This window comes from Streptomyces sp. L2 (assembly GCF_004124325.1).
GTDB lineage: Bacteria > Actinomycetota > Actinomycetes > Streptomycetales > Streptomycetaceae > Streptomyces.
This window is the reverse complement of the sequence record NZ_QBDT01000001.1, coordinates 763,339-789,363: the sequence shown is the minus strand read 5'-3', so window position 1 is coordinate 789,363 and position 26,025 is coordinate 763,339. Positions and strand designations below refer to the sequence as shown.

21 protein-coding genes are annotated in these 26,025 nt (G+C 72.7%); 12 read left to right on the top strand and 9 right to left on the bottom strand.

Annotated features, from left to right (window positions below; genetic code table 11):
* Positions 1-21 precede the first annotated feature (21 nt).
* Positions 22-2,205: a 3-hydroxyacyl-CoA dehydrogenase NAD-binding domain-containing protein gene (locus tag DBP14_RS03525; protein WP_129305583.1), complete on the top strand. Its 2,184-nt coding sequence runs from the start codon at positions 22-24 to the stop codon at positions 2,203-2,205.
* On the opposite strand, the gene DBP14_RS03520 is transcribed toward DBP14_RS03525, so the two are convergent.
* Positions 2,191-2,970 (bottom strand): MerR family transcriptional regulator, encoded by a 780-nt coding sequence (locus tag DBP14_RS03520; protein ID WP_129305582.1) that lies wholly within the window; start codon positions 2,968-2,970, stop codon positions 2,191-2,193. The genes DBP14_RS03525 and DBP14_RS03520 overlap by 15 nt on opposite strands.
* A 222-nt stretch (positions 2,971-3,192) precedes the next feature.
* On the opposite strand from DBP14_RS03520, the gene DBP14_RS03515 reads away from it, so the two are divergent.
* Entirely contained in the window at positions 3,193-4,659 is a 1,467-nt protein-coding gene (locus tag DBP14_RS03515; protein ID WP_129305581.1) for an amino acid permease, read from the top strand.
* A 234-nt stretch (positions 4,660-4,893) separates the two neighbouring features.
* Positions 4,894-5,808 (top strand): PfkB family carbohydrate kinase, encoded by a 915-nt coding sequence (locus tag DBP14_RS03510; protein WP_129305580.1) that lies wholly within the window; start codon positions 4,894-4,896, stop codon positions 5,806-5,808.
* A gap of 4 nt (positions 5,809-5,812) precedes the next feature.
* On the opposite strand, the gene DBP14_RS03505 is transcribed toward DBP14_RS03510, so the two are convergent.
* Positions 5,813-7,312, bottom strand: coding sequence for a M1 family metallopeptidase (locus DBP14_RS03505; RefSeq protein ID WP_129305579.1), 1,500 nt, complete (start codon positions 7,310-7,312; stop codon positions 5,813-5,815).
* Positions 7,313-7,519: 207 nt separating this feature from the next.
* On the opposite strand from DBP14_RS03505, the gene DBP14_RS03500 reads away from it, so the two are divergent.
* Complete coding sequence (locus DBP14_RS03500; RefSeq protein WP_129305578.1) at positions 7,520-9,487, top strand: Xaa-Pro dipeptidyl-peptidase; 1,968 nt, start codon at positions 7,520-7,522, stop codon at positions 9,485-9,487.
* A gap of 39 nt (positions 9,488-9,526) precedes the next feature.
* Here the strand turns inward: DBP14_RS03500 and DBP14_RS03495 are convergent, their stop codons facing one another.
* Positions 9,527-10,465: an FAD-dependent oxidoreductase gene (locus tag DBP14_RS03495; RefSeq protein WP_206739196.1), complete on the bottom strand. Its 939-nt coding sequence runs from the start codon at positions 10,463-10,465 to the stop codon at positions 9,527-9,529.
* Between the two features lie 115 nt (positions 10,466-10,580).
* Here DBP14_RS03495 and DBP14_RS03490 point away from each other — a divergent pair, with 115 nt between their 5' ends.
* Complete coding sequence (locus DBP14_RS03490; protein WP_129305577.1) at positions 10,581-12,221, top strand: ABC-F family ATP-binding cassette domain-containing protein; 1,641 nt, start codon at positions 10,581-10,583, stop codon at positions 12,219-12,221.
* A 192-nt stretch (positions 12,222-12,413) separates the two neighbouring features.
* Here the strand turns inward: DBP14_RS03490 and DBP14_RS03485 are convergent, their stop codons facing one another.
* Together DBP14_RS03485 and DBP14_RS37225 are read right to left on the bottom strand one after the other, a co-directional pair.
* Complete coding sequence (locus tag DBP14_RS03485) at positions 12,414-14,807, bottom strand: Tex family protein (protein WP_129305576.1); 2,394 nt, start codon at positions 14,805-14,807, stop codon at positions 12,414-12,416.
* A gap of 103 nt (positions 14,808-14,910) precedes the next feature.
* On the bottom strand, positions 14,911-15,042 hold the full coding sequence (locus DBP14_RS37225) for an LPFR motif small protein (RefSeq protein ID WP_277752685.1): 132 nt from the start codon (positions 15,040-15,042) through the stop codon (positions 14,911-14,913).
* 195 nt (positions 15,043-15,237) lie between these two features.
* Between DBP14_RS37225 and DBP14_RS03480 the strand changes: the two genes are divergently transcribed.
* Positions 15,238-16,197, top strand: a complete 960-nt coding sequence (locus DBP14_RS03480; RefSeq protein WP_129305575.1) for a GlxA family transcriptional regulator — start codon at positions 15,238-15,240, stop codon at positions 16,195-16,197.
* A gap of 68 nt (positions 16,198-16,265) precedes the next feature.
* A complete protein-coding gene (locus DBP14_RS03475) occupies positions 16,266-16,901 on the top strand; it encodes a DJ-1/PfpI family protein (RefSeq protein WP_129305574.1) in 636 nt (211 codons plus the stop codon).
* 13 nt (positions 16,902-16,914) lie between these two features.
* Here DBP14_RS03475 and DBP14_RS03470 read toward each other — a convergent pair whose 3' ends face one another.
* Positions 16,915-17,661 (bottom strand): enoyl-CoA hydratase/isomerase family protein, encoded by a 747-nt coding sequence (locus DBP14_RS03470; RefSeq protein ID WP_129305573.1) that lies wholly within the window; start codon positions 17,659-17,661, stop codon positions 16,915-16,917.
* A 256-nt stretch (positions 17,662-17,917) separates the two neighbouring features.
* Here DBP14_RS03470 and DBP14_RS03465 point away from each other — a divergent pair, with 256 nt between their 5' ends.
* Positions 17,918-18,412: an ATP-binding protein gene (locus DBP14_RS03465; protein ID WP_129311652.1), complete on the top strand. Its 495-nt coding sequence runs from the start codon at positions 17,918-17,920 to the stop codon at positions 18,410-18,412.
* Positions 18,413-18,511: 99 nt separating this feature from the next.
* Here DBP14_RS03465 and idi read toward each other — a convergent pair whose 3' ends face one another.
* The 3 genes from idi to galE all read right to left on the bottom strand — a co-directional run bounded on the left by idi (position 18,512) and on the right by galE (position 21,355).
* Positions 18,512-19,105: an isopentenyl-diphosphate Delta-isomerase gene (idi, locus tag DBP14_RS03460; protein ID WP_129305572.1), complete on the bottom strand. Its 594-nt coding sequence runs from the start codon at positions 19,103-19,105 to the stop codon at positions 18,512-18,514.
* Positions 19,106-19,297: 192 nt separating this feature from the next.
* Positions 19,298-20,239: a cation diffusion facilitator family transporter gene (locus DBP14_RS03455; protein ID WP_129305571.1), complete on the bottom strand. Its 942-nt coding sequence runs from the start codon at positions 20,237-20,239 to the stop codon at positions 19,298-19,300.
* A gap of 144 nt (positions 20,240-20,383) precedes the next feature.
* Positions 20,384-21,355, bottom strand: a complete 972-nt coding sequence (gene galE / locus DBP14_RS03450) for a UDP-glucose 4-epimerase GalE (protein WP_129305570.1) — start codon at positions 21,353-21,355, stop codon at positions 20,384-20,386.
* A 278-nt stretch (positions 21,356-21,633) separates the two neighbouring features.
* Here galE and DBP14_RS03445 point away from each other — a divergent pair, with 278 nt between their 5' ends.
* Genes DBP14_RS03445 through DBP14_RS03430 form a run of 4 tightly spaced genes read left to right on the top strand, consistent with a single transcriptional unit; the run spans position 21,634 to position 26,021 of the window.
* Positions 21,634-23,466, top strand: a complete 1,833-nt coding sequence (locus DBP14_RS03445) for a DUF5941 domain-containing protein (RefSeq protein WP_129305569.1) — start codon at positions 21,634-21,636, stop codon at positions 23,464-23,466.
* Positions 23,463-24,215, top strand: coding sequence for a phosphocholine cytidylyltransferase family protein (locus tag DBP14_RS03440; RefSeq protein ID WP_129305568.1), 753 nt, complete (start codon positions 23,463-23,465; stop codon positions 24,213-24,215). Before DBP14_RS03445 ends, DBP14_RS03440 begins: the two co-directional genes overlap by 4 nt.
* Complete coding sequence (locus tag DBP14_RS03435; protein WP_129305567.1) at positions 24,203-25,264, top strand: iron-containing alcohol dehydrogenase family protein; 1,062 nt, start codon at positions 24,203-24,205, stop codon at positions 25,262-25,264. The genes DBP14_RS03440 and DBP14_RS03435 overlap by 13 nt, the downstream gene beginning before the upstream one ends.
* Positions 25,242-26,021 carry a CDP-alcohol phosphatidyltransferase family protein gene (locus DBP14_RS03430; RefSeq protein WP_129305566.1) on the top strand — a complete coding sequence of 260 codons (780 nt, stop codon included), beginning with the start codon at positions 25,242-25,244 and terminating at the stop codon, positions 26,019-26,021. The genes DBP14_RS03435 and DBP14_RS03430 overlap by 23 nt, the downstream gene beginning before the upstream one ends.
* Positions 26,022-26,025: the final 4 nt, after the last annotated feature.

Below are 26,025 nucleotides of genomic sequence, written 5' to 3'. Positions count from 1 at the left end.
ACCTCAACGGAGACCACTGTCATGACCGAGAGCACCACCATCCGCTGGGAGCAGGACGACACCGGCGTCGTCACCCTCGTCCTCGACGACCCCCACCAGTCCGCGAACACCATGAACCAGGCGTTCCGCGACTCCCTCACCGCGGTCACCGACCGCCTGGAGGCCGAGAAGGACTCCATCCGCGGCGTCATCCTCACCTCGGCGAAGAAGACCTTCTTCGCCGGCGGCGACCTGCGCGACCTGATCCGCGTGACGCCCGGCACCGCCCAGCAGCTCCTCGACGGCGGCCTCGCCATCAAGCGGAACCTGCGCCGCATCGAGACCCTCGGCAAGCCGGTCGTCGCCGCCGTCAACGGCGCCGCGCTCGGCGGCGGATTCGAGCTCGCCCTGGCCTGCCACCACCGGGTCGCCCTCGACACGCCCGGCACCAAGATCGGCTGCCCCGAGGTCACCCTCGGTCTGCTCCCCGGCGGCGGCGGGGTCGTGCGCACCGTACGGCTGCTCGGCATCGCGGACGCCCTGCTGAAGGTGCTCCTCCAGGGCACCCAGTACAACGCGCGCCGCGCCCAGGAGAACGGCCTGGTCCACGAGGTCGCCGCCACCCCCGAGGAGCTCCTCGCCAAGGCCCGCGCCTTCATCGACGCCCACCCCGAGTCGCAGCAGCCCTGGGACAAGCCCGGCTACCGGATCCCCGGCGGTACGCCCGCCAACCCGAAGTTCGCCGCCAACCTGCCCGCGTTCCCGGCCACCCTGCGCAAGCAGACGAACGGCGCCCCCTACCCGGCGCCGCGCAACATCCTCGCCGCGGCCGTCGAGGGCGCCCAGGTCGACTTCGAGACCGCCCAGGTCATCGAGGCCCGCTACTTCGTCGAACTGGCCGCCGGCCAGACCTCGAAGAACATGATCCAGGCGTTCTTCTTCGACCTCCAGGCCGTCAACTCCGGCGCCAACCGCCCCAAGGGCGTCGAGCCCCGCCAGGTGCGCAGGGCCGCCGTGCTCGGCGCGGGGATGATGGGCGCCGGCATCGCCTACTCGTGCGCCCGCGCGGGCATCGAGGTCGTCCTCAAGGACGTCTCCCTGGAGGCGGCCGTCAAGGGCAAGGGCTACTCCGAGAAGCTGTGCGCCAAGGCCGTCGCCAGGGGCCGTACCACCCAGGAGAAGGCGGACGCGCTGCTCGCCCGCATCACGCCCACCGCCGACGCCGCCGACCTCGCCGGCTGCGACGCGGTCATCGAGGCCGTGTTCGAGGACACGTCCCTCAAGCACAAGGTCTTCCAGGAGATCCAGCACGTCGTCGAGCCGGACGCCCTGCTGTGCTCCAACACCTCCACCCTGCCCATCACCGCCCTCGCCGAGGGCGTGGAGCGCCAGGCCGACTTCATCGGGCTGCACTTCTTCTCGCCGGTCGACAAGATGCCGCTGGTCGAGATCATCAAGGGCGAGTGCACCGGGGACGAGGCCCTCGCGCGCGCCTTCGACCTGGTCCGCCAGATCAACAAGACGCCCATCGTCGTCAACGACTCGCGCGGCTTCTTCACCTCCCGGGTGATCGGCCACTTCATCAACGAGGGCGTCGCCATGGTCGGCGAGGGCATCGAACCCGCCTCGATCGAGCAGGCGGCGGCCCAGGCCGGCTACCCGGCGAAGGTCCTCTCCCTCATGGACGAGCTCACGCTCACCCTGCCCCGCAAGATCCGCAACGAGTCGAGGCGGGCCGTCGAGGAGGCGGGCGGCACCTGGGCGGCGCACCCCGCGGAGGCGGTCATCGACCGCATGGTCGACGAGTTCGGCCGCCCCGGCCGCAGCGGCGGCGCCGGCTTCTACGAGTACGGCGAGGACGGCAAGCGGGCGGGGCTCTGGCCGGGCCTGCGCGAGCACTTCGGGCACGCGGGCCAGGAGATCCCGTTCCGGGACATGCAGGAGCGGATGCTCTTCGCCGAGGCCCTCGACACGGTCAAGCTCCTGGAGGAGGGCGTCCTGACCTCCGTCGCCGACGCCAACATCGGCTCCATCCTCGGCATCGGGTTCCCCGGCTGGACCGGCGGCGTCCTGCAGTACATCAACGGCTACGAGGGCGGCCTGCCCGGCTTCGTGGCCCGCGCGCGGGAACTCGCCGAGCGCTACGGCGAGCGCTTCACCCCGCCCGCGCTGCTCGTGGAGAAGGCCGGGAAGGGAGAGCGGTTCACCGACTCAGCCCGCGTCTGACCCCGCGAGCCACTCGCCCAGCTCTTCCCGCAGCGACCGCTGGAACGTGGTCAGCAGCGCCTGCACCACCAGCGGGTGCATGTGCGCCGACAGGGACTTCACGTCCCGGGCGTCACGCTCCGCGACCTCGCCGCGGAAGAGCCGGGCCAGCTCGTGGGCCGCGGCGCGCGAATGCTCGGCGAGCACCTCGCGCGCCGCGAGGATCACCTCCTGCGACAGCGGCACGTCCAGGAGCTGGACACCGAGCCGCAACAGCCCGGCGTCGACCCGGACCGTGTCGGCACGGTCGGCCGCCGCGCCGCCGCCCGAGGCCGTGTCGTCGTCCTCCGTGAGGACGACGTTCATCGCCGCCAGCCGCTGAAGGTCCGTGTCGTCGAGTGGCCGGCCGGCCCGCCGCTCCAGCTCCGCGCGTGGGAGCGTCTCCACCACGTCCGGGGCCCAGGAGGCGACCACCGCGCGGTGGATGGCCAGGTCGTGCGGGGAGAGGTCCGCCGGCAGCTGCCGCAGGTACCGCTCGATCGCCGCCAGCGTCATGCCCTGCCGCTGCAGCTCCTCGATCAGCGCCAGCCGTGCCAGGTGCCCCGGCCCGTAGCGCCCCACCCGGCGCGGGCCGATCACCGGCGGCGGCAGCAGCCCCCTGCTGCCGTAGAAGCGGACGGTCCGGACCGTGACGCCGGCCCGGGCGGCCAGCTCGTCGATGGTGAGGGCCGTCTCCTCGGCGTCGGGCGCGCCGGTCGGGGCACCGGTCCTCGCGTCGGTCGTCATGTGCAGCAGTATCGCTGTCTCACCAGTGCTGTGAAACCCGTGGGCTAGCTACGGGACCCCTGTGAGAAGTGCCGCTCTGTGATCCGGAACACCGCATACCGGGTGGCTTCTCTGGGAAGCTGCTGCCTTGGTCTGTGCCGCGACACACCCAGGGGTGGTGCGGGCCGAACTGTACGGACACCCGGGCCCACGAGGTCCGGGGCACAGGAAGTGGTACCACCCGTGAGCAAGGACGCCGTGCCCTCGGCACCGGTCGCCGCCCGCCCCGAGGCGGCCCGAACGCCCGCCGACGCGGGCGACGCCGGCTACAGCAAGGACCTCAAGGCCCGCCACATCAACATGATCGCCATCGGCGGCGCCATCGGCACCGGCCTCTTCCTCGGCGCCGGCGGCCGCCTGCACACCGCGGGACCGGCGTTCGCGGTGGCCTACCTGGTCTGCGGGGTCTTCGCCTTCTTCGTCGTACGGGCGCTGGGCGAGCTGGTCCTCTACCGCCCCTCCTCCGGGTCCTTCGTGAGCTACGCGCGCGAGTTCCTCGGCGAGAAGGGCGCGTACGTCGCCGGTTGGATGTACTTCCTGAACTGGTCGACCACCGGTATCGCCGACATCACCGCGATCGCGCTGTACACGCACTACTGGAGCATGTTCACGTCCATCCCGCAGTGGGTGCTGGCGCTGATCGCCCTGGCGGTCGTGCTCGCCGTGAACCTGATCTCGGTGAAGATCTTCGGCGAGATGGAGTTCTGGTTCTCCATCGTCAAGGTGGCCACGCTCGTCGCCTTCATGCTGATCGGCATCTTCCTGCTGGCCACGCAGCACCAGGTCGACGGGCAGACGCCCGGCATCAGTGTGATCAGCGACCACGGCGGCCTCCTGCCGCACGGCGCGATGCCCGCCGTGCTCGTCATGCAGGGCGTGATCTTCGCGTACGCCGCGCTGGAACTGGTCGGCGTCGCCGCCGGCGAGACCGCCGAGCCGGAGAAGGTCGTCCCGCGCGCGGTGAACTCGATCATGTGGCGGGTGGGCCTGTTCTACGTCGGCTCCGTCGTGCTGCTCGCCCTGCTGCTGCCCGGGTCGGTGTACTCGGCCGACGAGAGCCCGTTCGTGACGGTGCTGTCGAAGATCGGCATCCCGGCGGCCGGTGACGTGATGAACCTGGTCGTGCTGACCGCGGCCATGTCCTCCCTGAACTCCGGGCTGTACTCCACGGGCCGCATCCTGCGCTCGATGGCGATGGCCGGCTCCGCGCCGAAGTTCACCGCCCGCATGAACCGCAGCCAGGTCCCCTACGGCGGCATCCTGCTGACCTGCGGCGTCTGTGTGCTCGGCGTCGGCCTCAACTACCTGGTGCCCAGCCAGGCCTTCGAGATCGTGCTGAACGTGGCCTCCCTCGGCATCGTCAGCACCTGGGTGATCATCATGATCTGCCACCTGGTCTTCGTCCGCCGCGCGCGCGCCGGCCTCGTCGCCCGCCCGTCCTTCCAGCTGAAGTTCAGCCCCGTCACCGAAATCGCCACGATCGCCTTCCTCCTGGCCTGCCTCGGCATGATGTGGAACGACCCCGACGTCGGCCGCAAGACCCTCTACCTCGTCCCCCTCCTCGCCGCCCTCCTCATCGCCGGCTGGTTCGCCGTCCGCCGCCGAGTCGCCACCCACACCGACGAGGAACTCGCCCGACTGACGAAGTAGCGACGGCCGCTGCCGCCGGAAGAGCCCCGGGTCACTCCGCTGGGGCAAGGGCTTCTGCCTGGGCGCGCTCGGCTGCTTCGGCGATGTGGCCGGGTCGCGCCCCGAAGGGGCGCGGGGAACTGCGCGACCAGCCACGCTGGACCCGCACGTGCCCACTGCGTGAAGATCTACGGCGAGGAGTCACCGTTCACTGAGCGGGGCGACGCGGTGTACGAGCACGGGGGAGGACCGCTGATGAGCCGCCGACGGGCAGACGTGCTGGTGGTGGGTGGGGCCGGGGTGGACACGATCGTGTGCGTTCCCGTGCTGCCGTTGCCGTATGCGGACAGTTACATGATCGACTCTGGGATCCGGACCCGGGCCGGGCAGACCGGGGACTTCGTCGCCGTGGGGCTGAGTGCGCTCGGGCTGGTCACGCACCACATCGATCTGCTCGGGGACGATCCCGAGGGCGACCTCGTGCGTGACCTGCACCGGGAGCGGGGCATCGCGCTCACCGCGATCCCGCAGCCCGCCGGGACCAAACGGGCGGTCAACCTGGTGAGCCCGGACGGCCGCCGGCTGTCGCTGTACGACACCAGCCGCGCCGACCCCGGCGACCGCTTCCCCGAGGGCACCTTGCGTGAACTGGCCGCCGGCGCCCGGCACGTGCACCTCACCATCACCCAGCCCGGCGCCCACGCCCTGCCCGTGCTCCGGGACACCGGCGTGCCCCTCTCCACCGACCTGCACGACTGGGACGGTGAGAACCCGTACCACGTGCCGTTCGCCCACGCGGCGGACGTCGTCTTCCTCTCGGCCGCCGCCCTGACCGACCCCGAGCGCACGATGCGGCACATCGCCGAACGGGGCCGCGCCGAGACGGTCGTCGCCACCGCCGGCGCCGAGGGCGCGTACCTGCTGGCGGACGGCGAGCTGACCCGCGTACCGGCCGTGACCCCGCCCGCGCCGGTGGTCGACTCCAACGGCGCGGGCGACGCCTTCGCCGCCGCGTTCCTCTACGGCCGCCTCACCGGCGAACCGCCCCGGCGGTGCGCCCTGTTCGGGGCCGTCGCCGGGGCGTACGCGTGCACCGTCCCGGCCACCCGCGCGGACGCGATGGGCCGGGACGCCCTGATCGAGCAGGCGGCCGCCGCAGCGGACCGGTGACGCCTCAGTGGCCGTGGCCGCCGTGGGCCGCCTCGATGCTCTGCCACGACTTCGGCCTGGTCACCGACGTGCCCGCACCGTCGCCGCCCTTCGCCAGGGAACGCGCGGCGGACGCCGCCGGCTTCGACGGCTGGAACAGCCACGTGTCGAAGAGGCCTGCCAGCGGCTTGCCGGACACCTCCTCGGCGTACCGCTCGAAGTCGGCCACGGAGGCGTTGCCGTACGCGTGCTCCTTCGGCCAGCCCTTGAGGATGGCGAAGAACGCGGTGTCGCCGACCTCGTCCCGCAGCGCCTGGATGGCGGCGGCGCCCCGGTCGTACACGGCGTCGTCGAACTGGTGGTCGGCGCCCGGGTCGCCGGGCGCGACCGTCCAGAACGGGTCGTCGGCCGGGTGCGAGGCGTACACGTAGTCGGCGAGTTCCCGCGTGGTGCCCTCGCCCTCGTGCTCCGACCACAGCCACTGCGCGTACGTGGCGAAGCCCTCGTTGAGCCAGATGTCCTTCCAGTCCTTGACCGACACGTCGTCGCCGTACCACTGGTGGGCGAGTTCGTGCACGACCACGGAGACGTTGGAGCCCTTCGCGAACTGCTTCGGGCTGTAGTACACCCGGCTTGCCGTCTCCAGCGCGTACCCGGTGGTGGTGTTCGGCACGTACCCGCCGGCCGTGCTGAACGGATACGGCCCGAACCAGTCGCTCAGCCAGTCGACGATCTCCCCGGTGCGCTCCACGCTCGCCCGGGCCGCGTCGTCGTTGTCGCCGAGGTCCGTGCTGTAGGCGTTGATCACCGGGATGCCCCCGTCGGAGGTGCTGGTGGTGATGTCGAACCTCCCCAGCGCGAGCGTGGCCAGATACGTCGCCTGCGGCTTGTTCTGCCGCCAGCTGTAGCGGGTCCAGCCGCGCTGCGAACTCGTCGACTGCAGCGTGCCGTTGGAGATCGCCTGAGTGCCGTCCGGCACGGCCACCGACACGTCGTAGGTGGCCTTGTCGCTCGGGTGGTCGTTGCTCGGGAACCACCACCAGGCCGCCTCGGGCTCGTCGGCGGCGACCGCCCCGTCCGGCGTGCGGTGCCAGGTGGTGAAGCCGTACGCGCTCTTCGTCGACGGTACCCCGCTGTAGCGGACCACGACCGTGATCGGCGTGCCCTTGGCCAGCGGCCGCTTCGGGGTGACGACGAATTCGTGCTCGCCGGTGTGCGTGAACGCCGCCTTCGCGCCGTTGACCCGCACCTCGCTCACGTCCAGCAGGAAGTCCAGGTCGAAGCTGGACAGGTCCTGCGTGGTCCGGGCCAGGACGGTCGCCGTGCCCTGCAGTTCGTCCGTCTCCGGCTGGTAGCGCAGCCTCAGGTCGTAGTGCGAGACGTCGTAGCCGCCGTTGCCGTAGTACGGGTAGTAGGGGTCGCCGATGCCCGGCGCGCCGGGGGTGTAGCTCGCGGCCGATGCCGGGATCGCCAGCATCAGGGAGGCCGCCGCGAGAGCGCCCGGCACGAAGATTCTGCGGTGCACGTCAGCTCCAAGTCGTCGGGACAGCAGTGCCGTTCGGAGTTCCGGCCGGAGTGGGCCCAGAACTCTGTTCGGAGCCTATTGAGTCCCTGTGGCCCCTGACCTGTCCATGGCCCCTCGTGTCACACGATCGCCATTCGGCCGTCACAGCACCGGCCGTGTCCGAAGAGCGCCCTACTCCACGGGAGTTGACCGCTGTACCGTCCGCGCATGCCGATACGCACGCGCTTCACGATCTGGAGAACGCTCGCGACCGCGGCCGTCGCCACCCTGACCGCCGCCCTCCTCACCCCGGCCGCCGCCGTCGCACAGGCCGCGCCCCGCGAAAGCCGGCCGGTGTACTCCTACGCGCACGCCGTCCGCGAGTCCGTCTGGGTCGACACCGGGCTCGACGAGGACCGCGACGGGCGGACCGACCGCGTCGCCGCCGACATCGTCCGGCCCGCCGAACCCGCCCGGCAGGGCCGCAGGGTGCCGGTGATCATGGACGCCAGCCCGTACTACTCCTGCTGCGGGCGCGGCAACGAGAGCCAGGTCAAGACGTACGACGCGCACGGCCGCATCGTCCAAATGCCGCTGTTCTACGACAACTACTTCGTGCCCCGCGGCTACGCCGTCGTCGGCGTCGACCTCGCCGGCACCAACCGCTCCGACGGCTGCGTCGACGTCGGCGGCCGCTCCGACACCCGGTCCGCGAAAGCCGTCATCGACTGGCTGAACGGCCGTGCCACCGCCTACACCACCCGCACCGGCCGGAAGACCGTCAGGGCGACCTGGACCAACGGCAGGACCGGCATGATCGGCAAGAGCTGGGACGGCACCATCGCCAACGGCGTCGCGGCCACCGGCGTCCGAGGACTGAAGACCATCGTCCCGATCAGCGCGATCTCCTCCTGGTACGACTACTACTTCGCCCAGGGCGCCGCCCTGTACGACGGCGGCCCCGACGAACTGGCCGGATACGTGCAGAGCGACGCGGCGCAGGCCCACTGCGCCGCCGTACGGAAGGAACTCGCCGACGGCAGCCCGCCCAGCGGCGACTGGACCCCGCTGTGGACCGCGCGCGACTACGTCAAGGACGCGGCCAAGGTGCGGGCCAGCGTGTTCGCCGTGCAGGGCATGCAGGATCTCAACGTCCGCACCAAGCACCTCGGGCAGTGGTGGGACGCGCTGGCCCGGCACGGCGTCCGGCGCAAGATCTGGCTGTCCCAGACCGGCCACGTCGACCCCTTCGACTACCGCCGCGGCGCCTGGGTCGACACCCTGCACCGCTGGTTCGACCACGAACTCCTCGGCTACGACAACGGGATCGACCGCGCGCCGATGGCCGACATCGAACGCCACCCCGACCACTGGGTCACCTCCCGGGCCTGGCCGCCCCACGGCACCCGGACCACCACCCTGCACCCCGCCCCCGGCAGCCGGCCCGGCGTCGGCACCCTCGGCGCGCGCCCGGCGGCCACCGGGACCGCGACCTTCACCGACGACCCCCGGCACGGCGAGACCGACTGGGCCGCCCACCTGACCACCCCCACCCCCGACAAGGCCGGATTCCTCACCGCCCCGCTCGCCCGGGACCTGCGCCTGTCCGGCTCGGGCCGCGTCACCGTGCGGGTCACCCCGACCACCGCCACGGCCCACCTGACCGCCGTCCTGGTGGACCTCGGCCCGGACACCATCCGGGACTACGCCGACGCCGACGAGGGCATCACCACCCTCACCCACCGCAGCTGCTGGGGCGCGAGCACCGCCGGGGACAGCGCCTGCTTCAAGGACACCGAGGCGAAGACGACCGCCGTCGACTACACCGTGTTCAGCCGCGGCTGGGCCGACCTCGGTCATCACGCCTCGCTGAGCAAGGGCGTCCCGCTCACCCCCGGCCGGGCGTACACGATGACCCTCGACCTCGCGGCCACCGACCACGTGGTCCCCCGGGGACACCGGCTGGCCCTCGTCATCGCCGGAACCGACCGGAACCTCATCGACCCGCCGTCCACCCGGCCCACCCTGACGCTGGACCTGTCCCGTACGACGGCCCGGCTCCCGCTCGTCGGCGGCGCACCCGCCCTCACCCACGCGCTCCCGGCCACGGCACCCGCCGCCCCCGCCGCACCCGAACCGGGTCCGCCGACCGGAGTCCGGGCACCCCGGGGCGCCCAGACGGTCCCGGCCCCCTGACGGGGGCCGGCAGGCACGGGGCGGCGCCCGTCCGCCGGCTCAGGCGGCCGGGCCCGCCAGGCCGGCCGCCTCGCGGGCGCAGCCCCACGCCACCGTGACCCCGGCGCCGCCATGCCCGTAGTTGTGCACCAGGGTGCGGCCGTCCGGCAGGGGCCGCCGCTCCAGCCGTACCGTGTCCCGGACCGGCCGCAGGCCCACCCGGTGAGCCAGGATCCGGGCGCCGGCGATCTCCGGGCGGACCGCCGCGCACCGCGCGACGATCGCCGAGGCGGTCGCCGGATCGGGCTCCAGCGACCAGGCGTCCTCCTCCGCCGTACCACCGAGGACCAGCCCGCCCGGCTGCGGGAAGAAGTAGGTGGACGCGGCCGAGGCGGGACCGGCGGACGTGTACCAGGTCGTGATCCCCGGGTTCGCCACGACGACCAGCTGACCGCGCACGGGCCGTACGGCGGGGTCGGGCACCAGCGAACGGGCGCCCAGACCCGTGCAGTTGACGACGACCCCGGCCGGCACCCCCGCCAGGTCCGTCACCTCCCGCTCCTCGACCGAGCCCCCGGCCCTCGCGAGCCGCTCCCGCAGCCACGTCAGATGCACCGGCATGTCGATCAGTGGCAGCCGGGCGGCCAGCCCGCCGGACTCCGTCCGCAGCCCCGGCACCCGCCCGGCCCACTCGCCCAGCTCGCCGAGCCGCACCCCCGCGCACAGACCGTCGACCAGCCGGACGCCCGTCTCCCCGGGCCGGCCCGCCAACTCCTCGTACACGGCGAGGCTCTCCAGCGCCCACGCCCCGACCAGGGGTTTCGGTTCGATGCGGTACGGCCACCACAGCGCACCGGCGACCGCCGAGGTCGTCCGCTCGGCGGGCTCCCGCGCCCACACCCGCACCCGGCGGCCCGACTCGGCCAGCACGACGGCCGTCGTCAGCCCGACGACCCCGCCACCGACCACGATCACATCGTCACCCGGCTCGTGTTCCATCCCAGGACGATAAGACCCGGCCCCGGCACCTGTCCGCTGCGCGGTGCCACCTCCCACCGGACCCGCGAGAGCGCGGCCGGGCGCGGGGCCGCGGGCCATTAGGATCGGCCTCCTGATGACTGCCACCCTCGTCGCCAAGAACCTCGCCGCCGGACACGGCGACCGCTCCCTCTTCGCCGGGCTCGACCTCGTCGTCGCGCCCGGCGACGTGATCGGACTGGTCGGCGCGAACGGCGCGGGAAAGTCCACACTGCTGCGCATGCTCGCCGGGCTCACCCCGCCCGAACAGGGCGAACTGCGCTGCTCCCCGCCGACCGCGGCCGTCGGCCACCTGCCGCAGGAGCCGGAGCGCCGGCCCGGGGAGACGGTCCGGGAGTTCCTGGCCCGCCGCACCGGCGTCGCCGAGGCGCAACGCGTGATGGACGAGGCGACCCAGGCCCTGGTCGACTCCGCGCCCGGCGCCGACGACGCCTACGCGGCGAGCCTGGAACGCTGGCTGGACCTCGGCGGAGCCGACCTGGAGGAGCGCGCCGAGGAGGTCGCCGACTCCCTCGGCCTCGCCGTCGGCCTGGACCAGCCGATGACCTCCCTCTCCGGCGGCCAGGCGGCCCGCGCCGGCCTCGCCTCCCTGCTGCTGTCCCGCTACGACGTCTTCCTCCTCGACGAGCCCACCAACGACCTCGACCTGGACGGCCTGGAGCGCCTGGAACGCTTCGTCACCGGCCTGCGCGCGGGCACGGTCGTCGTCAGCCACGACCGCGAGTTCCTCACCCGCACCGTCACCAAGGTCCTCGAACTCGACCTCGCCCAGCGGCAGATCAACCTCTACGGCGGCGGCTACGAGGCCTACCTGGAGGAACGGGACGTGGCCCGCCGGCACGCCCGCGAGGAGTTCGAGGAGTACGCCGACAAGCGGGCCGCCCTGCAGGACCGCGCGCAGATGCAGCGCTCCTGGATGGACAAGGGCGTGAAGAACGCCCGGCGCAAGGCCGGCAACGACAACGACAAGATCGGCCGCAAGTTCCGCAGCGAGGCCAGCGAGAAGCAGGCCGCGAAGGCGCGGCAGACCCAGCGCATGATCGAGCGCCTGGAGGTCGTCGAGGAGCCGCGCAAGGAGTGGGAGCTGCGCATGGAGATCGCGGCGGCCCCGCGGTCCGGCGCCGTCGTCGCCACGCTCCGGGACGCCGAGGTACGGCGCGGCGACTTCACCTTCGGACCGGTCTCGCTGCAGATCGACTGGGCGGACCGGGTCGCGGTGACCGGTGCGAACGGGGCCGGCAAGTCCACGCTGCTCGGCGCGCTGCTCGGCCGGGTCCCGCTGGACGCCGGGCACGCGGCCCTCGGCCCGGGTGTGGTCGTCGGCGAGGTCGACCAGGCCCGCGGGCTGTTCTTCGGCGGCGAGTCGCTGCTGGACGCGTTCCAGGCGGCGGTGCCCGATACCGAGCCGGCCGAGGTGCGGACGCTGCTCGCCAAGTTCGGGCTGAAGGCGGCGCATGTGCTGCGGCCGGCGGCGACGCTGTCGCCGGGGGAGCGGACCCGCGCCGCGCTGGCGTTGCTTCAGGGGCGGGGCGTGAATCTGCTGGTGCTGGACGAGCCGACGAACCATTTGGACCTGCCGGCCATCGAGCAACTGGAGTCGGCGATGGATTCTTATGCGGGGACGTTGTTGCTGGTGACGCATGATCGGCGGATGTCGGACGCGGTGCGGGTCGGCCGACGGCTGGAGGTTGCGGCGGGGAAAGTCACCGAGCGGTGACGGGGGTGGTGTGACCGAGGGTGACTGGTAGTGCGTTGGCCGTGGGCCGGTGGAGGCTTGTCGCGCCCACGCGGCGGAGCCGCATGTCGACACAGCCCCGCGCCCCTTACGGGGCGCTGAGCCCCCAGGTACATCGACAAGGCCAACCGGCGCAGCGGGTCCGGGCAGGTTGTTCTGCCCGGACCCGGGGACTCACCGCTTCTTCGGGTCCAGTAGGCCCGCGCGGCGTAGGGCGTCGGCCATCGCGCCGTTGGCCGGGGGCGGGGCCTGACGGCCGCCCCGGTCGTTGCCGCCGCCGCGGCCCTGGCGCTGCCCTTGCCGCTGGCCCTGGCGCTGCTGGGGCGGGCGGTTGCCGTTGCCGCGCTGTGGGCGGCCGGATCCCTGGTCCTTCGGGGCCGCCTCGTCGTCCAGGCGGAGGGTCAGGGCGATGCGCTTGCGGGGGATGTCCACGTCGAGGACCTTCACCTTGACGATGTCGCCCGGCTTGGCCACGTCACGAGGGTCCTTGACGAACGTCCTGGACATCGCGGAGACGTGCACCAGGCCGTCCTGGTGGACGCCGATGTCCACGAACGCGCCGAAGGCCGCCACGTTGGTGACGACGCCCTCCAGGATCATCCCCGCGGACAGGTCGGAGATCTTCTCGACGCCCTCCTTGAACGTGGCCGTCTTGAAGGCGGGGCGGGGATCGCGGCCCGGCTTCTCCAGCTCCTTGAGGATGTCGGTGACGGTCGGCAGACCGAAGGTCTCGTCCACGAAGTCGGCGGGCCGCAGCGAGCGCAGGGCGGCCGTGTTGCCGATGAGGGAGGCGACCTCCTGGCCGGCGGTCTTCACCATGCGCCGGACCACCGGGTAGGCCTCGGGGTGCACGCTGGAGAAGTCCAGCGGGTCGTCGCCGCCGCGGATGCGCAGGAAGCCCGCGCACTGCTCGTACGCCTTCGGGCCCAGCCGGGGCACCTTCTTCAGCGCCGACCGGGACGTGAACGGACCGTTGGCGTCCCGGTGGGCGACGATGTTCTCGGCGAGACCCGCGGAGATGCCCGACACCCGGGCGAGCAGCGGCACGGACGCCGTGTTGACGTCCACGCCGACGCCGTTCACACAGTCCTCGACCACCGCGTCCAGCGAGCGGGACAGCTTCACCTCGGAGAGGTCGTGCTGGTACTGGCCGACCCCGATCGACTTCGGGTCGATCTTCACCAGCTCGGCCAGCGGGTCCTGCAGCCGCCGCGCGATCGACACCGCGCCGCGCAGCGACACGTCCATGCCGGGCAGTTCCTGCGAGGCGTACTGCGACGCCGAGTACACGGACGCCCCCGCCTCGGACACCATCACCTTGGTGAGCTTCAGCTCCGGGTGCTTCGCGATGAGTTCAGCGGCGAGCTTGTCCGTCTCGCGGGACGCCGTGCCGTTGCCGATCGCGACCAGGTCGACCGAGTGCTCCTTCGCCAGCCGGGCCAGCGTGGCGATCGCCTGGTCCCACTTGTTGGCCGGGACGTGCGGGTGGATGACGTCCGTGGCGACGGCCTTGCCGGTCGCGTCGACCACGGCGACCTTCACCCCCGTACGGAACCCGGGGTCCAGGCCGAGCGTCGCGCGCGTGCCGGCCGGGGCGGCCAGCAGCAGGTCGCGCAGGTTGGCCGCGAACACGTTCACGGCCTCGTCCTCGGCGGCCGTCCGCAGCCGCAGGCGCAGGTCGATGCCGAGGTGCACCAGGACGCGGGTGCGCCAGGCCCAGCGGACCGTGTCCGTCAGCCACTTGTCGCCGGGCCGGCCCCGGTCGGCGATCCCGAACCGGTGCGCGACGATGCCCTCGTACGACGACGGTCCGTCGGTCGGCTCCTCCGGCTCCAGGACGAGGTCCAGGACCTCCTCCTTCTCACCGCGCAGCATCGCCAGGATCCGGTGCGACGGCAGCTCGGTGAACGGCTCGGTGAAGTCGAAGTAGTCGGCGAACTTGGCGCCGGCCTCCTCCTTGCCGTCCCGGACCTTCGCCGCCAGCCGCCCGCGCACCCACATGCGCTCGCGCAGCTCGCCGATCAGGTCGGCGTCCTCCGAGAACCTCTCGGTGAGGATCGCGCGGGCGCCGTCCAGGGCGGCCTGCGGATCGGCGACACCCTTGTCCGCGTCCACGAACGCGGCGGCGGCCGCCTGCGGATCGACCGACGGATCGCCCAGCAGCCCCTCGGCCAGCGGCTCCAGGCCCGCCTCCCGTGCGATCTGCGCCTTGGTGCGCCGCTTCGGCTTGTACGGCAGGTAGACGTCCTCCAGGCGCGCCTTCGTCTCGGCGCCCCGGATCTGCGCCTCCAGCGCCTCGGTGAGCTTGCCCTGCTCGCGCACCGACTCCAGGATCGCGGTCCGCCGCTCCTCCAGCTCCCGCAAGTAACGCAGCCGCTCCTCGATCGTGCGCAGCTGCGCGTCGTCGAGCATCTCGGTCGCTTCCTTGCGGTAGCGGGCGATGAAGGGCACCGTCGAACCGCCGTCGAGCAGCTCGACCGCGGCCTTCACCTGCCGCTCCCGTACGCCGAGTTCCCCGGCGATCCTGCCTTCGATGGACCCTGTTTCCAGGGGCCCGGGTGTGGTCACGATCCCGTACCGCCTTCTCACTGAGGTTGCGCGGCAATTGTGGCAGGTGGCACCGACAACCGGGGATCAGGGCGGCACCCGGCGGGGCGCCGGGCCGCTCGGCTCAGGCCCCGCCGCGGCGTGCGGTGGACGAGGCGCCGCCGAAGAGGCGGGCCAGGGCGCGGAACGGCAGCGTGACCACTGTGGCGATGGCGCCGCCCATCTGCCGCAGTACGTCTGCGATGGCTCGGAACACGGGAAACGTCTCCTTCCTCCCGGCCACCGTGACCGGGCGCCCGCCGGGTACCTCCGTCCCCGCCCGCCATGCTCCCACCGCTCCGGGGGCCGGCGAAGCGGCCGGTGTCGCATGGCAGGAGCGGCCGGCCCGCATGGCAGGAAAGGTGGGGAACCCGTCGTTGCGGCCGTGGCCGGGCGGTCCAAGAATCGGAGCATGACGCAGCGAACCGTCCTCGTCGTCCTCTTCGACGGCGTCCAGAGTCTCGACGTCACCGGCCCCGTGGAGGTGTTCGCCGGTGCCGAGCAGTACGCGCCGGGGACGTACCGCATCCATACGGCCTCCCTGGACGGCTCCGCCGTGCGCTCCTCCAGCGGGCTCACCGTCGTACCGGACGGATCGCTGGCCGGGGCGCCCGCGCCGCACACCCTGGTGGTGCCCGGCGGTGAGGGAACGCGGGAGGCGGATCCGGCGCTGGTCGAGTGGCTGCGCGAGCACGGCCCGCGCGCGCGGCGGCTCGTCTCGGTGTGCACGGGCGCGATCCCGCTCGCCCGCGCGGGGCTCCTGGACGGCCGCCGGGTCACCACGCACTGGGCGTACTGCGACACGCTCGCCCGCAGGCATCCCGCCGTCCGGGTCGACCCGGACCCGATCTTCGTCCGCGACGGCAACGTCGCCACCTCGGCCGGAGTCACCTCGGGCATCGACCTCGCGCTCGCTCTCGTCGAGGAGGACCTCGGCCGGGACGCCGCGCTGACCGTCGCCCGCCGGCTAGTCGTGTTCCTGCGCAGGCCCGGAAACCAGGCTCAGTTCAGTGCCCAGCTCGCCGCGCAGACCGCCCACCGGGAGCCGCTCAGGGACGTGCAGCAGTGGATCACCGAGCATCCGGACGGCGATCTGACCGTCGACTCCCTGGCCGCGCGCGCCGCCCTCTCGCCCCGCCACTTCGCCCGCGCCTTCCGCGCCGAGACCGGCATGACGCCGGGCCGGTATGTCGACCGGGTCCGCCTGGAACACGCCCGGCGCCTGCTGGAGGACACCGCCGGCGGCGTCGAGGAGATCTCCCGCGCCAGCGGCTACGGCACCCCCGAGGCCATGCGCCGCGCCTTCCTGCGCACGCTCGGCGCCTCCCCGGCGGAATACCGCCGCAGATTCCGCCCCGCCCCGGCCCTCTGACCGCCGGCCCCCTGACCACCCACCACTCACCGACCGCCCACCGAGCACGCCGACCGAAAGGCAGCCCCGTGCAGATCGCCATCGTCCTCTACGACCGCTTCACCGCCCTCGACGCCGTGGGGCCCTACGAGACCCTGGGCCGGCTGCCCGGCGCGGACACCGTCTTCGTCGCCGAGCACACCGGGCCGGTCCGCACCGACACCGGGAACCTCGCGCTCACCGCCGACCGCACTCTCGCCGACGTGCCGTCCCCCGACATCGTGATCGTCCCCGGCGGACCCGGCCAGACCCCGCAGATGGACAACGCCGTGCTGCTGGACTGGCTGCGCGCCGCCGACGCCACCAGCACCTGGACGACGTCCGTGTGCACCGGCTCCCTGCTGCTGGCCGCCGCCGGACTGCTCGACGGCCGCCGGGCGACCTCGCACTGGCTCGCCCTGGACACCCTCAAGCGGTACGGGGCCGAACCGACCGGCGAGCGCGTCGTGTCCGACGGCAAGTACGTCACCGCCGCCGGAGTGTCCTCCGGCATCGACATGGGTCTGACCCTGCTGGGCCGGATCGCGGGCGACGACGCCGCCATGGCCGTGCAGCTGCTGACCGAGTACGACCCGCAGCCGCCCTACGACGCCGGCTCCCCGGAGAAGGCGCCCGCACACTTGGTCGAGGAGTGGCGCGAGAAGAGCCGCTTCGTCCTGGACTGAACGCGACGGCGTCCTAGGACACGGCCCAGGTGAAGTGCGGTTGCCGGCGTTCCAGGAACGCGGCGACGCCTTCCGCGGTGTCGCCGCTGCCGGCCGCCTGCGCCGCCCAGTGGGCGTCACGGTCGGCGCGGCCGTCCGCGAACTCCTTCGCGGCGGCCTGGGTCAGCTGCGAGCGGGACACCAGGGTCCGGGTCAGCTCGGCGACCCGCTTGTCCAGGTCGCCCGCGGGCAGCACCTCGTCGACGAGTCCGGTGCGCAGCGCCCGCTCCGTGTCGATCAACTCGCCGGAGAACAGCAGGTACTTCGCCGCGGCCGGGCCGACCAGCGCCACCAGCCGCCGGGTGGAGGACGCCGGGTAGACGATGCCCAGCTTCGCCGGGGTCACGCCGAACAGCGCGCCCTCCTCGGCCAGTCGCAGATCGCAGGCCGCAGCCAGCTGGGAGCCGCCGCCCACGCAGTGGCCCCGCACGGCGGCCAGCGTCGGCTTGGGGAACGCTGCCAGTGCCTCCTCGGCCGCCACCGCGAGAGTCTGCGCCTCCCGCGGTGAGCCCCGCAGTGTGGAGATGTCCGCGCCCGCGCAGAAGGTCCCGCCCTCGCCGGTCAGCACCAGGGCCCGCACCGCCGGGTCGGCCGCCAGGCCGTCCAGCAACGGCGGCAGAGCCCGCCACATCGCGGCCGTCATGGCGTTGCGTTTGGCCGGGTGGTGGACGACGACGGTGGCGACCGAGTCGGCGACCCGGTGCAGCAGCTGGGGCTCCATGCGCCGGATGCTATCCGCAGGCCCCGCCGCCCCCACGCACGACCCCGCGCTCCGGACCGGCCAACCCGTACAACCCGAAGAGTTCGCGAAACGGCGTGGTGGACGGCAGGAACGGTCGCGCGGACGACCGAGCCGGGCGCGACCGGTCAGAACCGCTCGATAACCGCTGACTTGTGTTCAGTCGTGTGGGACAGAGCACATCGTTACCAACACTCGACGTGTGGTGACAATCGAGCGCGAGGGTGGCGACCGGACGATGGACAACCACGGGCACGGGGGCGACCCGGGCCCAGCGGGGGGCGCCGAACGGCCGCCGGACGCACTGCCGTACGAGGGGGTCTGGCGGTTCACCGCCGCCGCCGTGGACGCCTCGGTCCCGCAGGCGCGGCACGCCGTACGGGACCTGCTGCTGCGCCAGGGCGTACCGGTCCCCGACGACCTGGTCCACGGGCTGCTGCTGATCGTCTCCGAGCTGGTCACCAACGCGGTCCGGCACGCGGCCCTGCTCTCGCCCGTGCTCGCCGTGGAGGTCGCCGTCGGCGCCGAGTGGGTGCGGGTGTCCGTGGAGGACAGCCACCCCTACCGCCCGACCGCCCTGGAGGCCGACCACGCCCAGACCGGCGGCCGGGGGCTGCTCCTGGTGCGCGAGGTGGCCCGGGAGGCGGGCGGCGTGGTCGACGTGGAGCACACGGCGAGCGGCGGCAAGGTGATCTGGGCCGCCCTGCCGCTCAAGCCGGCGACACTGGCGTAGCGCCGGCCGGTTCAGAGCCCGTAGCCCCGGCCGGCTCGGCCCCCGGCCGGATCACCGCCGTAGCCCCGCCGGTTCGCCGTCGGGGCTTCGTACCGCCCGCTACCAGCCCGCCGACGGGCCGGTCAGTTCGCGTACCGCCGGGCGGGCCGCGTCCAGGACGGTCATGAACCACGCCGAGAACGTGTCCCGGGCGTGCCGCTCCGCCAGCTCCGCCGCCGTCACGAACGCGGTCGAGGCGACCTCGTCCTCGTCCGGCGCGAGCGGCGCCTGCACCAGGCCCACGAAGAGGTGGTTGAACTCCTGCTCGACCAGGCCCGAGGCGGGGTCCGGGTGGTTGTAGCGGACCGTGCCGGCCTCCGCGAGCAGCGACGGAGACACACCCAGCTCCTCGTACGTCCGCCGGGCCGCGGCCGCGAACGGCGCCTCGCCGGGGTAGGGGTGACCGCAGCAGGTGTTGGACCACACGCCGGGGGAGTGGTACTTGCCCAGCGCGCGCTGCTGGAGCAGCAGCCGGCCCCGCTCGTCGAACAGGAACACCGAGAACGCCCGGTGCAGCTGCCCCGGCGGCTGATGGGCGGCGAGCTTCTCCGCGGTACCGGTCGTCATGCCCTTCTCGTCGACCAGTTCCAGCAAAATCGCCTCTGCGGTGCCGTTCGACGAGCTGTGCGTCGCGGTGGCAGGTGTGATCGGCATACCCATCCTTCGCCTCGGTCTTCGCACCCCAAGTCTGCCGTACGAATCCGGCACTCCCGGCACTTCCCGCACGTCCGCATGTCCCGCGCGCGGTGCGATGCCGGACGCGGGACCCGGTAGATCATCGTGCCCGGCGCCCGCCGCCACGGAACATTCCCGGGCCGTCGAACACCTGAGCGCGCCCGGACGCCCTCAGTGGCAGAGCCGGGCCTCGTGCTCCGCGTGCCCGCCCGGCTCCAGCTGGAACGTGCAGTGCTCCACGTCGAAGTGGTCGCCCAGGCAGCCCTGCAGCTCGTGCAGCATCTTCTCGTTGCCGATCGCGTTCAGCACCTCCGAGCTGACCACCACGTGCGCGGACAGCACCGGCAGGCCCGAGGTGATCGTCCAGGCGTGCAGGTCGTGCACGTCCTCCACGCCGTCCAGGTCCAGGATGTGCGCCCGCACCTCGGCCATGTCGACGTCCTTCGGCGCCGCCTCCAGCAGCACGTCCAGCGTCTCGCGCAGCAGCTTCAGCGTCCGCGGCACGATCATCAGGCCGATCACCAGCGAGGCCACCGGGTCGGCCGTCTGCCAGCCGGTGGTCAGGATCACCGCCGCCGAGATCAGCACCGCCACCGAGCCCAGCGCGTCCGCCGCCACCTCCAGGAAGGCGCCGCGCACGTTCAGGCTCTCCTTCTGCCCGCGCATCAGCAGCGTCAGCGACACGGAATTCGCCACCAGGCCGATCAGACCGAACACGACCATCAGGCCGCCCCGGGTGTCCGCGGGCGTCACGAACCGCTGCGCCGCCTCGTACAGCACATAGCCGCCCACGCCGAGCAGCAGCAGGCAGTTGGCCAGGGCGGCGAGGATCTCGGCGCGCGCGAACCCGAAGGTGCGGTTCGTGCTCGGCGGGCGGTTCGCGAAGTGCACGGCGAGCAGCGCCATGCCGAGGCCCAGCGCGTCCGTCGCCATGTGCGCCGCGTCCGCGATGAGCGCCAGGGAGTCCGCGAGCAGTCCGCCCACGATCTCCACGATCATGATGCCCAGCGTGATCGCCAGCGCGACGCGCAGCCGTCCCCGGTACGCGGCCGTGGCCGTACCCGTGGCCGGCACGTGGGTGTGCGCGTGCCCGTGGTCGTGCCCAGCCCCCATGAAAACCGCCTCTTCCGCCTCTTCCGCGTTCGGTCCGGAAGGCCAGTCAACTACGGGTGGGGGGTATCGGGCAACGCGGCACTGAACACCGTTGTCATGTGCCCTGACCTGGGCAAACCAACCGCAGGTCAGGGCGCCGGCGTCTCACTGGCAGTGGTGCAGCCGCCAGCCCTCCCAGGCCGACTCCACCATCTCGCGCACCCCGCGCCGGGCCCGCCAGTCCAGGGTCTTCGCGGCCCGCTCGGCGGAGGCGACCGCGCGCGGCGCGTCGCCGGGACGGCGGGCCTCCATCACGGGGGCGCGGCGGTCGCCGGTGACCTCGCCGATGACCGTGATCAGCTCCCGCACCGAGACGCCCTCGCCGCGGCCGATGTTCAGCGTGAGATCGCCGCCGTGGTCCTCCCCGGTGAGCCGGCGCGCGGCCGCGAGGTGCGCCTCGGCGAGGTCGGCCACGTGGATGTAGTCCCGCACACAGGTGCCGTCCGGCGTCGGGTAGTCGCCGCCGAAGATCCGCGGGGCCTCGTCACGGGTGAGCCGGTCGAAGACCATCGGCACGATGTTGAACACCCCGGTGTCCGCGAGTTCCGGCGCGGCCGCGCCCGCCACGTTGAAGTAGCGCAGGCACACCGTCGAGATCCCGTGCGCCCGCCCGGCGGCCCGCACCAGCCACTCCCCGGCCAGCTTCGTCTCGCCGTACGGGTTGACCGGCGCGCACGGGGTGTCCTCGGTGATCAGGTCCACGTCCGGGTTGCCGTACACGGCCGCCGACGAGGAGAAGACCAGCCGCCGGATCCCGGCGCCGGCCACGGCGTCCAGCAGGGTGGCCAGACCGCCCACGTTCTCCCGGTAGTACCGGACCGGCTCGGCGACCGACTCGGCGACCTGCTTGCGCGCCGCGAGATGCACCACGCCCGTCACGCCGTACTCGGCGAAGACCCGCCCCAGCAGCTCCCCGTCCAGTGTGGAGCCCCTCACCAGCGGAACCTCGGCGGGCAGCCGCTCCGGCACGGCGGACGACAGGTCGTCCAGCGCCACCACGCGCTCCCCGGCCCCGGCCATGACCCGCGCCACGTGCGCCCCGATGTATCCGGCCCCGCCGGTGATCAGCCACGTCATGGTCGCCCACCCTATGCCGCGGAATCCGCCCCCACGCCCATGTCCCCGATGCCCGGATCTGCGCCCTCGGGTTTGTCGGGCGGCCCCCGGATCCCCGATGATGATCTCGGCAACGGCCGGGGCGGCAACCGTGGGCCGGCCCGTGAACGGCCGGTGAACCGAGGTCTCGCGGCATCCGATAGCCTCTGCCGACAAGCCGCCCGGGTGCCGCGCAGCAAGGGTGCCCCACCACGCAGCAGACCGGCGTCGACACGCCGGCACCCAGGGAGTGAGTTCGGTTGTCGACCGCCATCGTCACCGGTCAGCCGGTCCCCGGATCGTCCCTCGAGAACGATCTGCGGTCCCTCGGCTTCGACGTGCGAGTGGCCGCCGACGCCGCCGAGGCGGAGACCCTGCTCGCGGCCGTCCCCGGTGACCGGCGCGTGGCCCTCGTCGACGCCCGCTTCGTCGGACACACCCACGCGCTGCGCCTCGGCCTCACCGACCCCCGCTTCCCGCTCGCCGCGGTCACCGGTGCCGTCACCGCCCAGCCCGCCGCCCGGCAGGCGCTGACCCGGGCCATGGCCCGCGAGACCTCCGGCGGCGGCACGGCCGGTACCGGATCCCCCACGGGGGTGCGGTCGACCCTGGGGGACGTAGAAAGTCTCGCCGACCGCGTCGGCACCGCCCTCGACGCCGACGGCAGTGCCGTGCACCGCCCGGAACTGGGCAGCCTCGTCGCCGCCGTCCCCGCGGACCCGCAGGCCCGCAACGAGGCGCGGCAGGCCGTCGCGGCCGTCGACGAGGAGGCCGTACGCCTGAAGTCGGCCGTCAAGTCCCGCGACGGCTTCTTCACCACCTTCTGCATCAGCCCGTACTCGCGCTACCTGGCCCGCTGGTGTGCCCGCCGCGGCCTCACCCCGAACCAGGTCACCACCGCCTCGCTGCTCACCGCCCTGATCGCGGCCGGCTGCGCGGCGACCGGCAGCCGCGGCGGGTTCGTCGCGGCCGGTGTGCTGCTGATCGCGTCGTTCGTGCTGGACTGCACCGACGGCCAGCTCGCCCGCTACGCGCTGAAGTACTCCACGCTCGGCGCCTGGCTCGACGCCACCTTCGACCGGGCCAAGGAGTACGCCTACTACGCCGGCCTCGCCCTCGGCGCGGCCCGGGGCGGCGACGACGTGTGGGCCCTCGCCCTCGGCGCGATGGTCCTGCAGACCTGCCGGCACGTCGTGGACTTCTCCTTCAACGAGGCCAACCACGACGCGACCGCCAACACCAGCCCCACCGCCGCCCTCTCCGACAAGCTGGACAGCGTCGGCTGGACGGTCTGGCTGCGCCGGATGATCGTCCTGCCGATCGGTGAACGCTGGGCGATGATCGCGGTCCTCACCGCCGTCACCACCCCCCGGATCACCTTCTACGTCCTCCTGATCGGCTGTGCGTTCGCCGCGACCTACACCACCGCCGGCCGGGTGCTGCGCACGCTGACGCGGAAGGCGCGGCGCACCGACCGGGCGGCGCGGGCGCTGGCGGATCTGGCCGACTCGGGTCCCCTCGCGCAGGCCGTGGCCCGGGTGTCCGGGAAGCGGCTGCCCGGCCTCGCCGTGCCCGCCGTCGCGCTGCTGGGCGGCGCCGCCGTCACGGCCTGCTCGGCGCTGACCGGCTTCGGCGGGCCGCTGCCCGTCGCCGGAGCCGTGCTCTACGTCCTCACCTCGGCCCTCGCCGTCGCGGGCCCCCTCAAGGGCGCCCTCGACTGGCTGGTCCCGCCCCTCTTCCGTGCCGCCGAGTACGGCACCGTGCTGATCCTGGCGGCCCACGCGGACGTGCCTGGGGCCCTCCCCGCGGCCTTCGGCCTGGTCGCGGCGGTCGCCTACCATCACTACGACACGGTGTACCGCATCCGCGGCAACGCCGGAGCGCCGCCGGCCGGGCTGGTGCGCGCCATCGGGGGGCACGAAGGGCGGACGCTGCTCGTCACCGTCCTCGCCGCGGTGCTCACCGCCGCACAGTTCACGGTCGCGCTCACGGTCCTCGCCGTGGCCGTCGCCCTCGTGGTGCTCTTCGAGAGCATCCGCTTCTGGGTCTCCGCAGGAGCCCCAGCCGTACACGATGAAGGAGAACCCGCATGATCGGCCTCGTGCTGGCGGCCGGCGCCGGACGGCGTCTTCGCCCCTACACCGACAGCCTCCCCAAGGCTCTGGTGCCGGTGGGCCCCGCGGGCATAGAGGGGGAGCCCACGGTTCTGGACCTGACCCTCGCGAACTTCGCGGAGATCGGTCTGACCGAGGTCGCGGTCATCGTCGGCTACCGCAAGGAGGCCGTGTACGAGCGCAAGGCCGCCCTGGAGCAGAAGTACGGCGTCAAGCTGACCCTCATCGACAACGACAAGGCCGAGGAGTGGAACAACGCCTACTCCCTGTGGTGCGGCCGGGACGCCCTCAAGGACGGCGTGATCCTCGCCAACGGCGACACCGTGCACCCGGTCTCCGTCGAGAAGACGCTGCTCGCGGCCCGCGGCGAGGGCAAGAAGATCATCCTCGCCCTGGACACGGTGAAGTCGCTGGCCGACGAGGAGATGAAGGTCGTCGTCGACCCCGCCAAGGGCATGACGAAGATCACCAAGCTGATGGACCCGGCCGAGGCGACCGGCGAGTACATCGGCGTCACCCTCATCGAGGGCGACGCGGCGGCCGAGCTGGCCGACGCGCTGAAGACCGTCTTCGAGGCCGACCCGCAGCAGTTCTACGAGCACGGCTACCAGGAGCTGGTCGACCGCGGCTTCCGGATCGACGTTGCGCCGATCGGCGACGTCGCGTGGGTGGAGATCGACAACCACGACGATCTCGCCCGGGGACGGGAGATCGCGTGCCAGTACTGACCCGGCTCATCCCCTCACCGGTCGTCGTCGACATCCGCGCGGGTGCCCTCGACGACCTGGGATGCGTCCTCGCCGACGAGCGGATCTCGCAGTCGGGCCGGCTCGCCATCGCCGTCAGCGGCGGTTCGGGCGCCCGGCTGCGCGAGCGCATCGCGCCCTCGCTGCCCGGCGCCACCTGGTACGAGGTCGGCGGCGGCACCATCGACGACGCGGTCCGCCTGGCGGGGGACATGAAGGGCGGCCACTACGACGCGGTCGTGGGCCTCGGCGGCGGCAAGATCATCGACTGCGCCAAGTTCGCCGCGGCCCGCGTCGGCCTGCCGCTGGTCGCCGTCGCCACCAACCTCGCGCACGACGGCCTGTGCTCACCGGTCGCGACCCTCGACAACGACGCGGGCCGCGGCTCCTACGGGGTGCCGAACCCGATCGCGGTCGTCATCGACCTCAACGTGATCCGCGAGGCACCCGTCCGGTACGTCCGCTCGGGCATCGGCGACGCCATCTCCAACATCTCCGCCGTCGCCGACTGGGAACTGTCCCACCGCGTCAACGGCGAGAAGATCGACGGACTCGCCGCCGCCATGGCCCGCCAGGCCGGCGAGGCGGTGCTGCGCCACCCCGGCGGCATCGGCGACGACGGCTTCCTCCAGGTCCTGGCCGAGGCCCTGGTCCTCACCGGTATCGCCATGTCCGTGTCGGGCGACTCCCGCCCGTCCTCCGGCGCCTGCCACGAGATCAACCACGCCTTCGACCTGCTCTACCCCAAGCGGGCCGCCGCCCACGGTGAGCAGTGCGGCCTCGGCGCCGCCTTCGCGATGTACCTGCGCGGGGCGCACGAGGAGTCGGCGTACATGGCCACCGTGCTGCGCCGGCACGGCCTCCCGGTGCTGCCGGAGGAGATCGGCTTCACCGTGGACGAGTTCGTCCGCGCCGTGGCCTTCGCCCCGGAGACCAGGCCCGGCCGCTACACGATCCTCGAACACCTCGACCTCAAGACGACCCAGATCAAGGACATCTACGCCGACTATGTCAAGGCCATCGGTAGCTGAACTCAGACCGGTCGTCCACCCCGCCGGGGTGAAGGACCGGCGCAGCGGTGAGCACTGGGCGGGACGCCTCTACATGCGCGAGGTGTCCCTGCGCGTCGACCGCTTCCTGGTGAACACCAGGATCACGCCCAACCAGCTCACGTACCTGATGACCGTCTGCGGCGTCCTCGCGACCCCGGCCCTGCTGGTGCCGGGCGTCGCGGGCGCCGTCCTCGGTGTCGTCGCCACCCAGCTGTACCTGCTGCTGGACTGCGTCGACGGCGAGATCGCCCGCTGGCGCAAGCAGTACTCGCTGGCCGGGGTCTACCTCGACCGGGTCGGCGCCTACCTGACCGACGCGGCCGTCCTGGTCGGACTCGGGCTGCGCGCCGCCGACCTGTGGGGCGAGGGCCGTATCGACTGGCTGTGGGCCTTCCTCGGCACCCTCGCCGCGCTCGGCGCGATCCTGATCAAGGCCGAGACCGACCTGGTGGGTGTCGCCCGGCACCAGACCGGGCGGCCGCCCGTCAAGGAGGCGGCGTCCGAGCCGCGTTCCTCCGGCATGGCGCTGGCCCGCCGGGCCGCCTCCGCGCTGAAGTTCCACCGGCTGATCCTCGGCATCGAGGCCGCCCTGCTGATCCTGGTCCTCGCGATCATCGACCAGATCCGCGGCGACCTGTTCTTCACCCGGCTCGGCACCGCCGTCCTCGCCGGCATCGCCGTACTGCAGACCCTTCTGCACCTGGTGTCCATCCTCGCGTCCAGCAGGCTGAGGTGAGTGC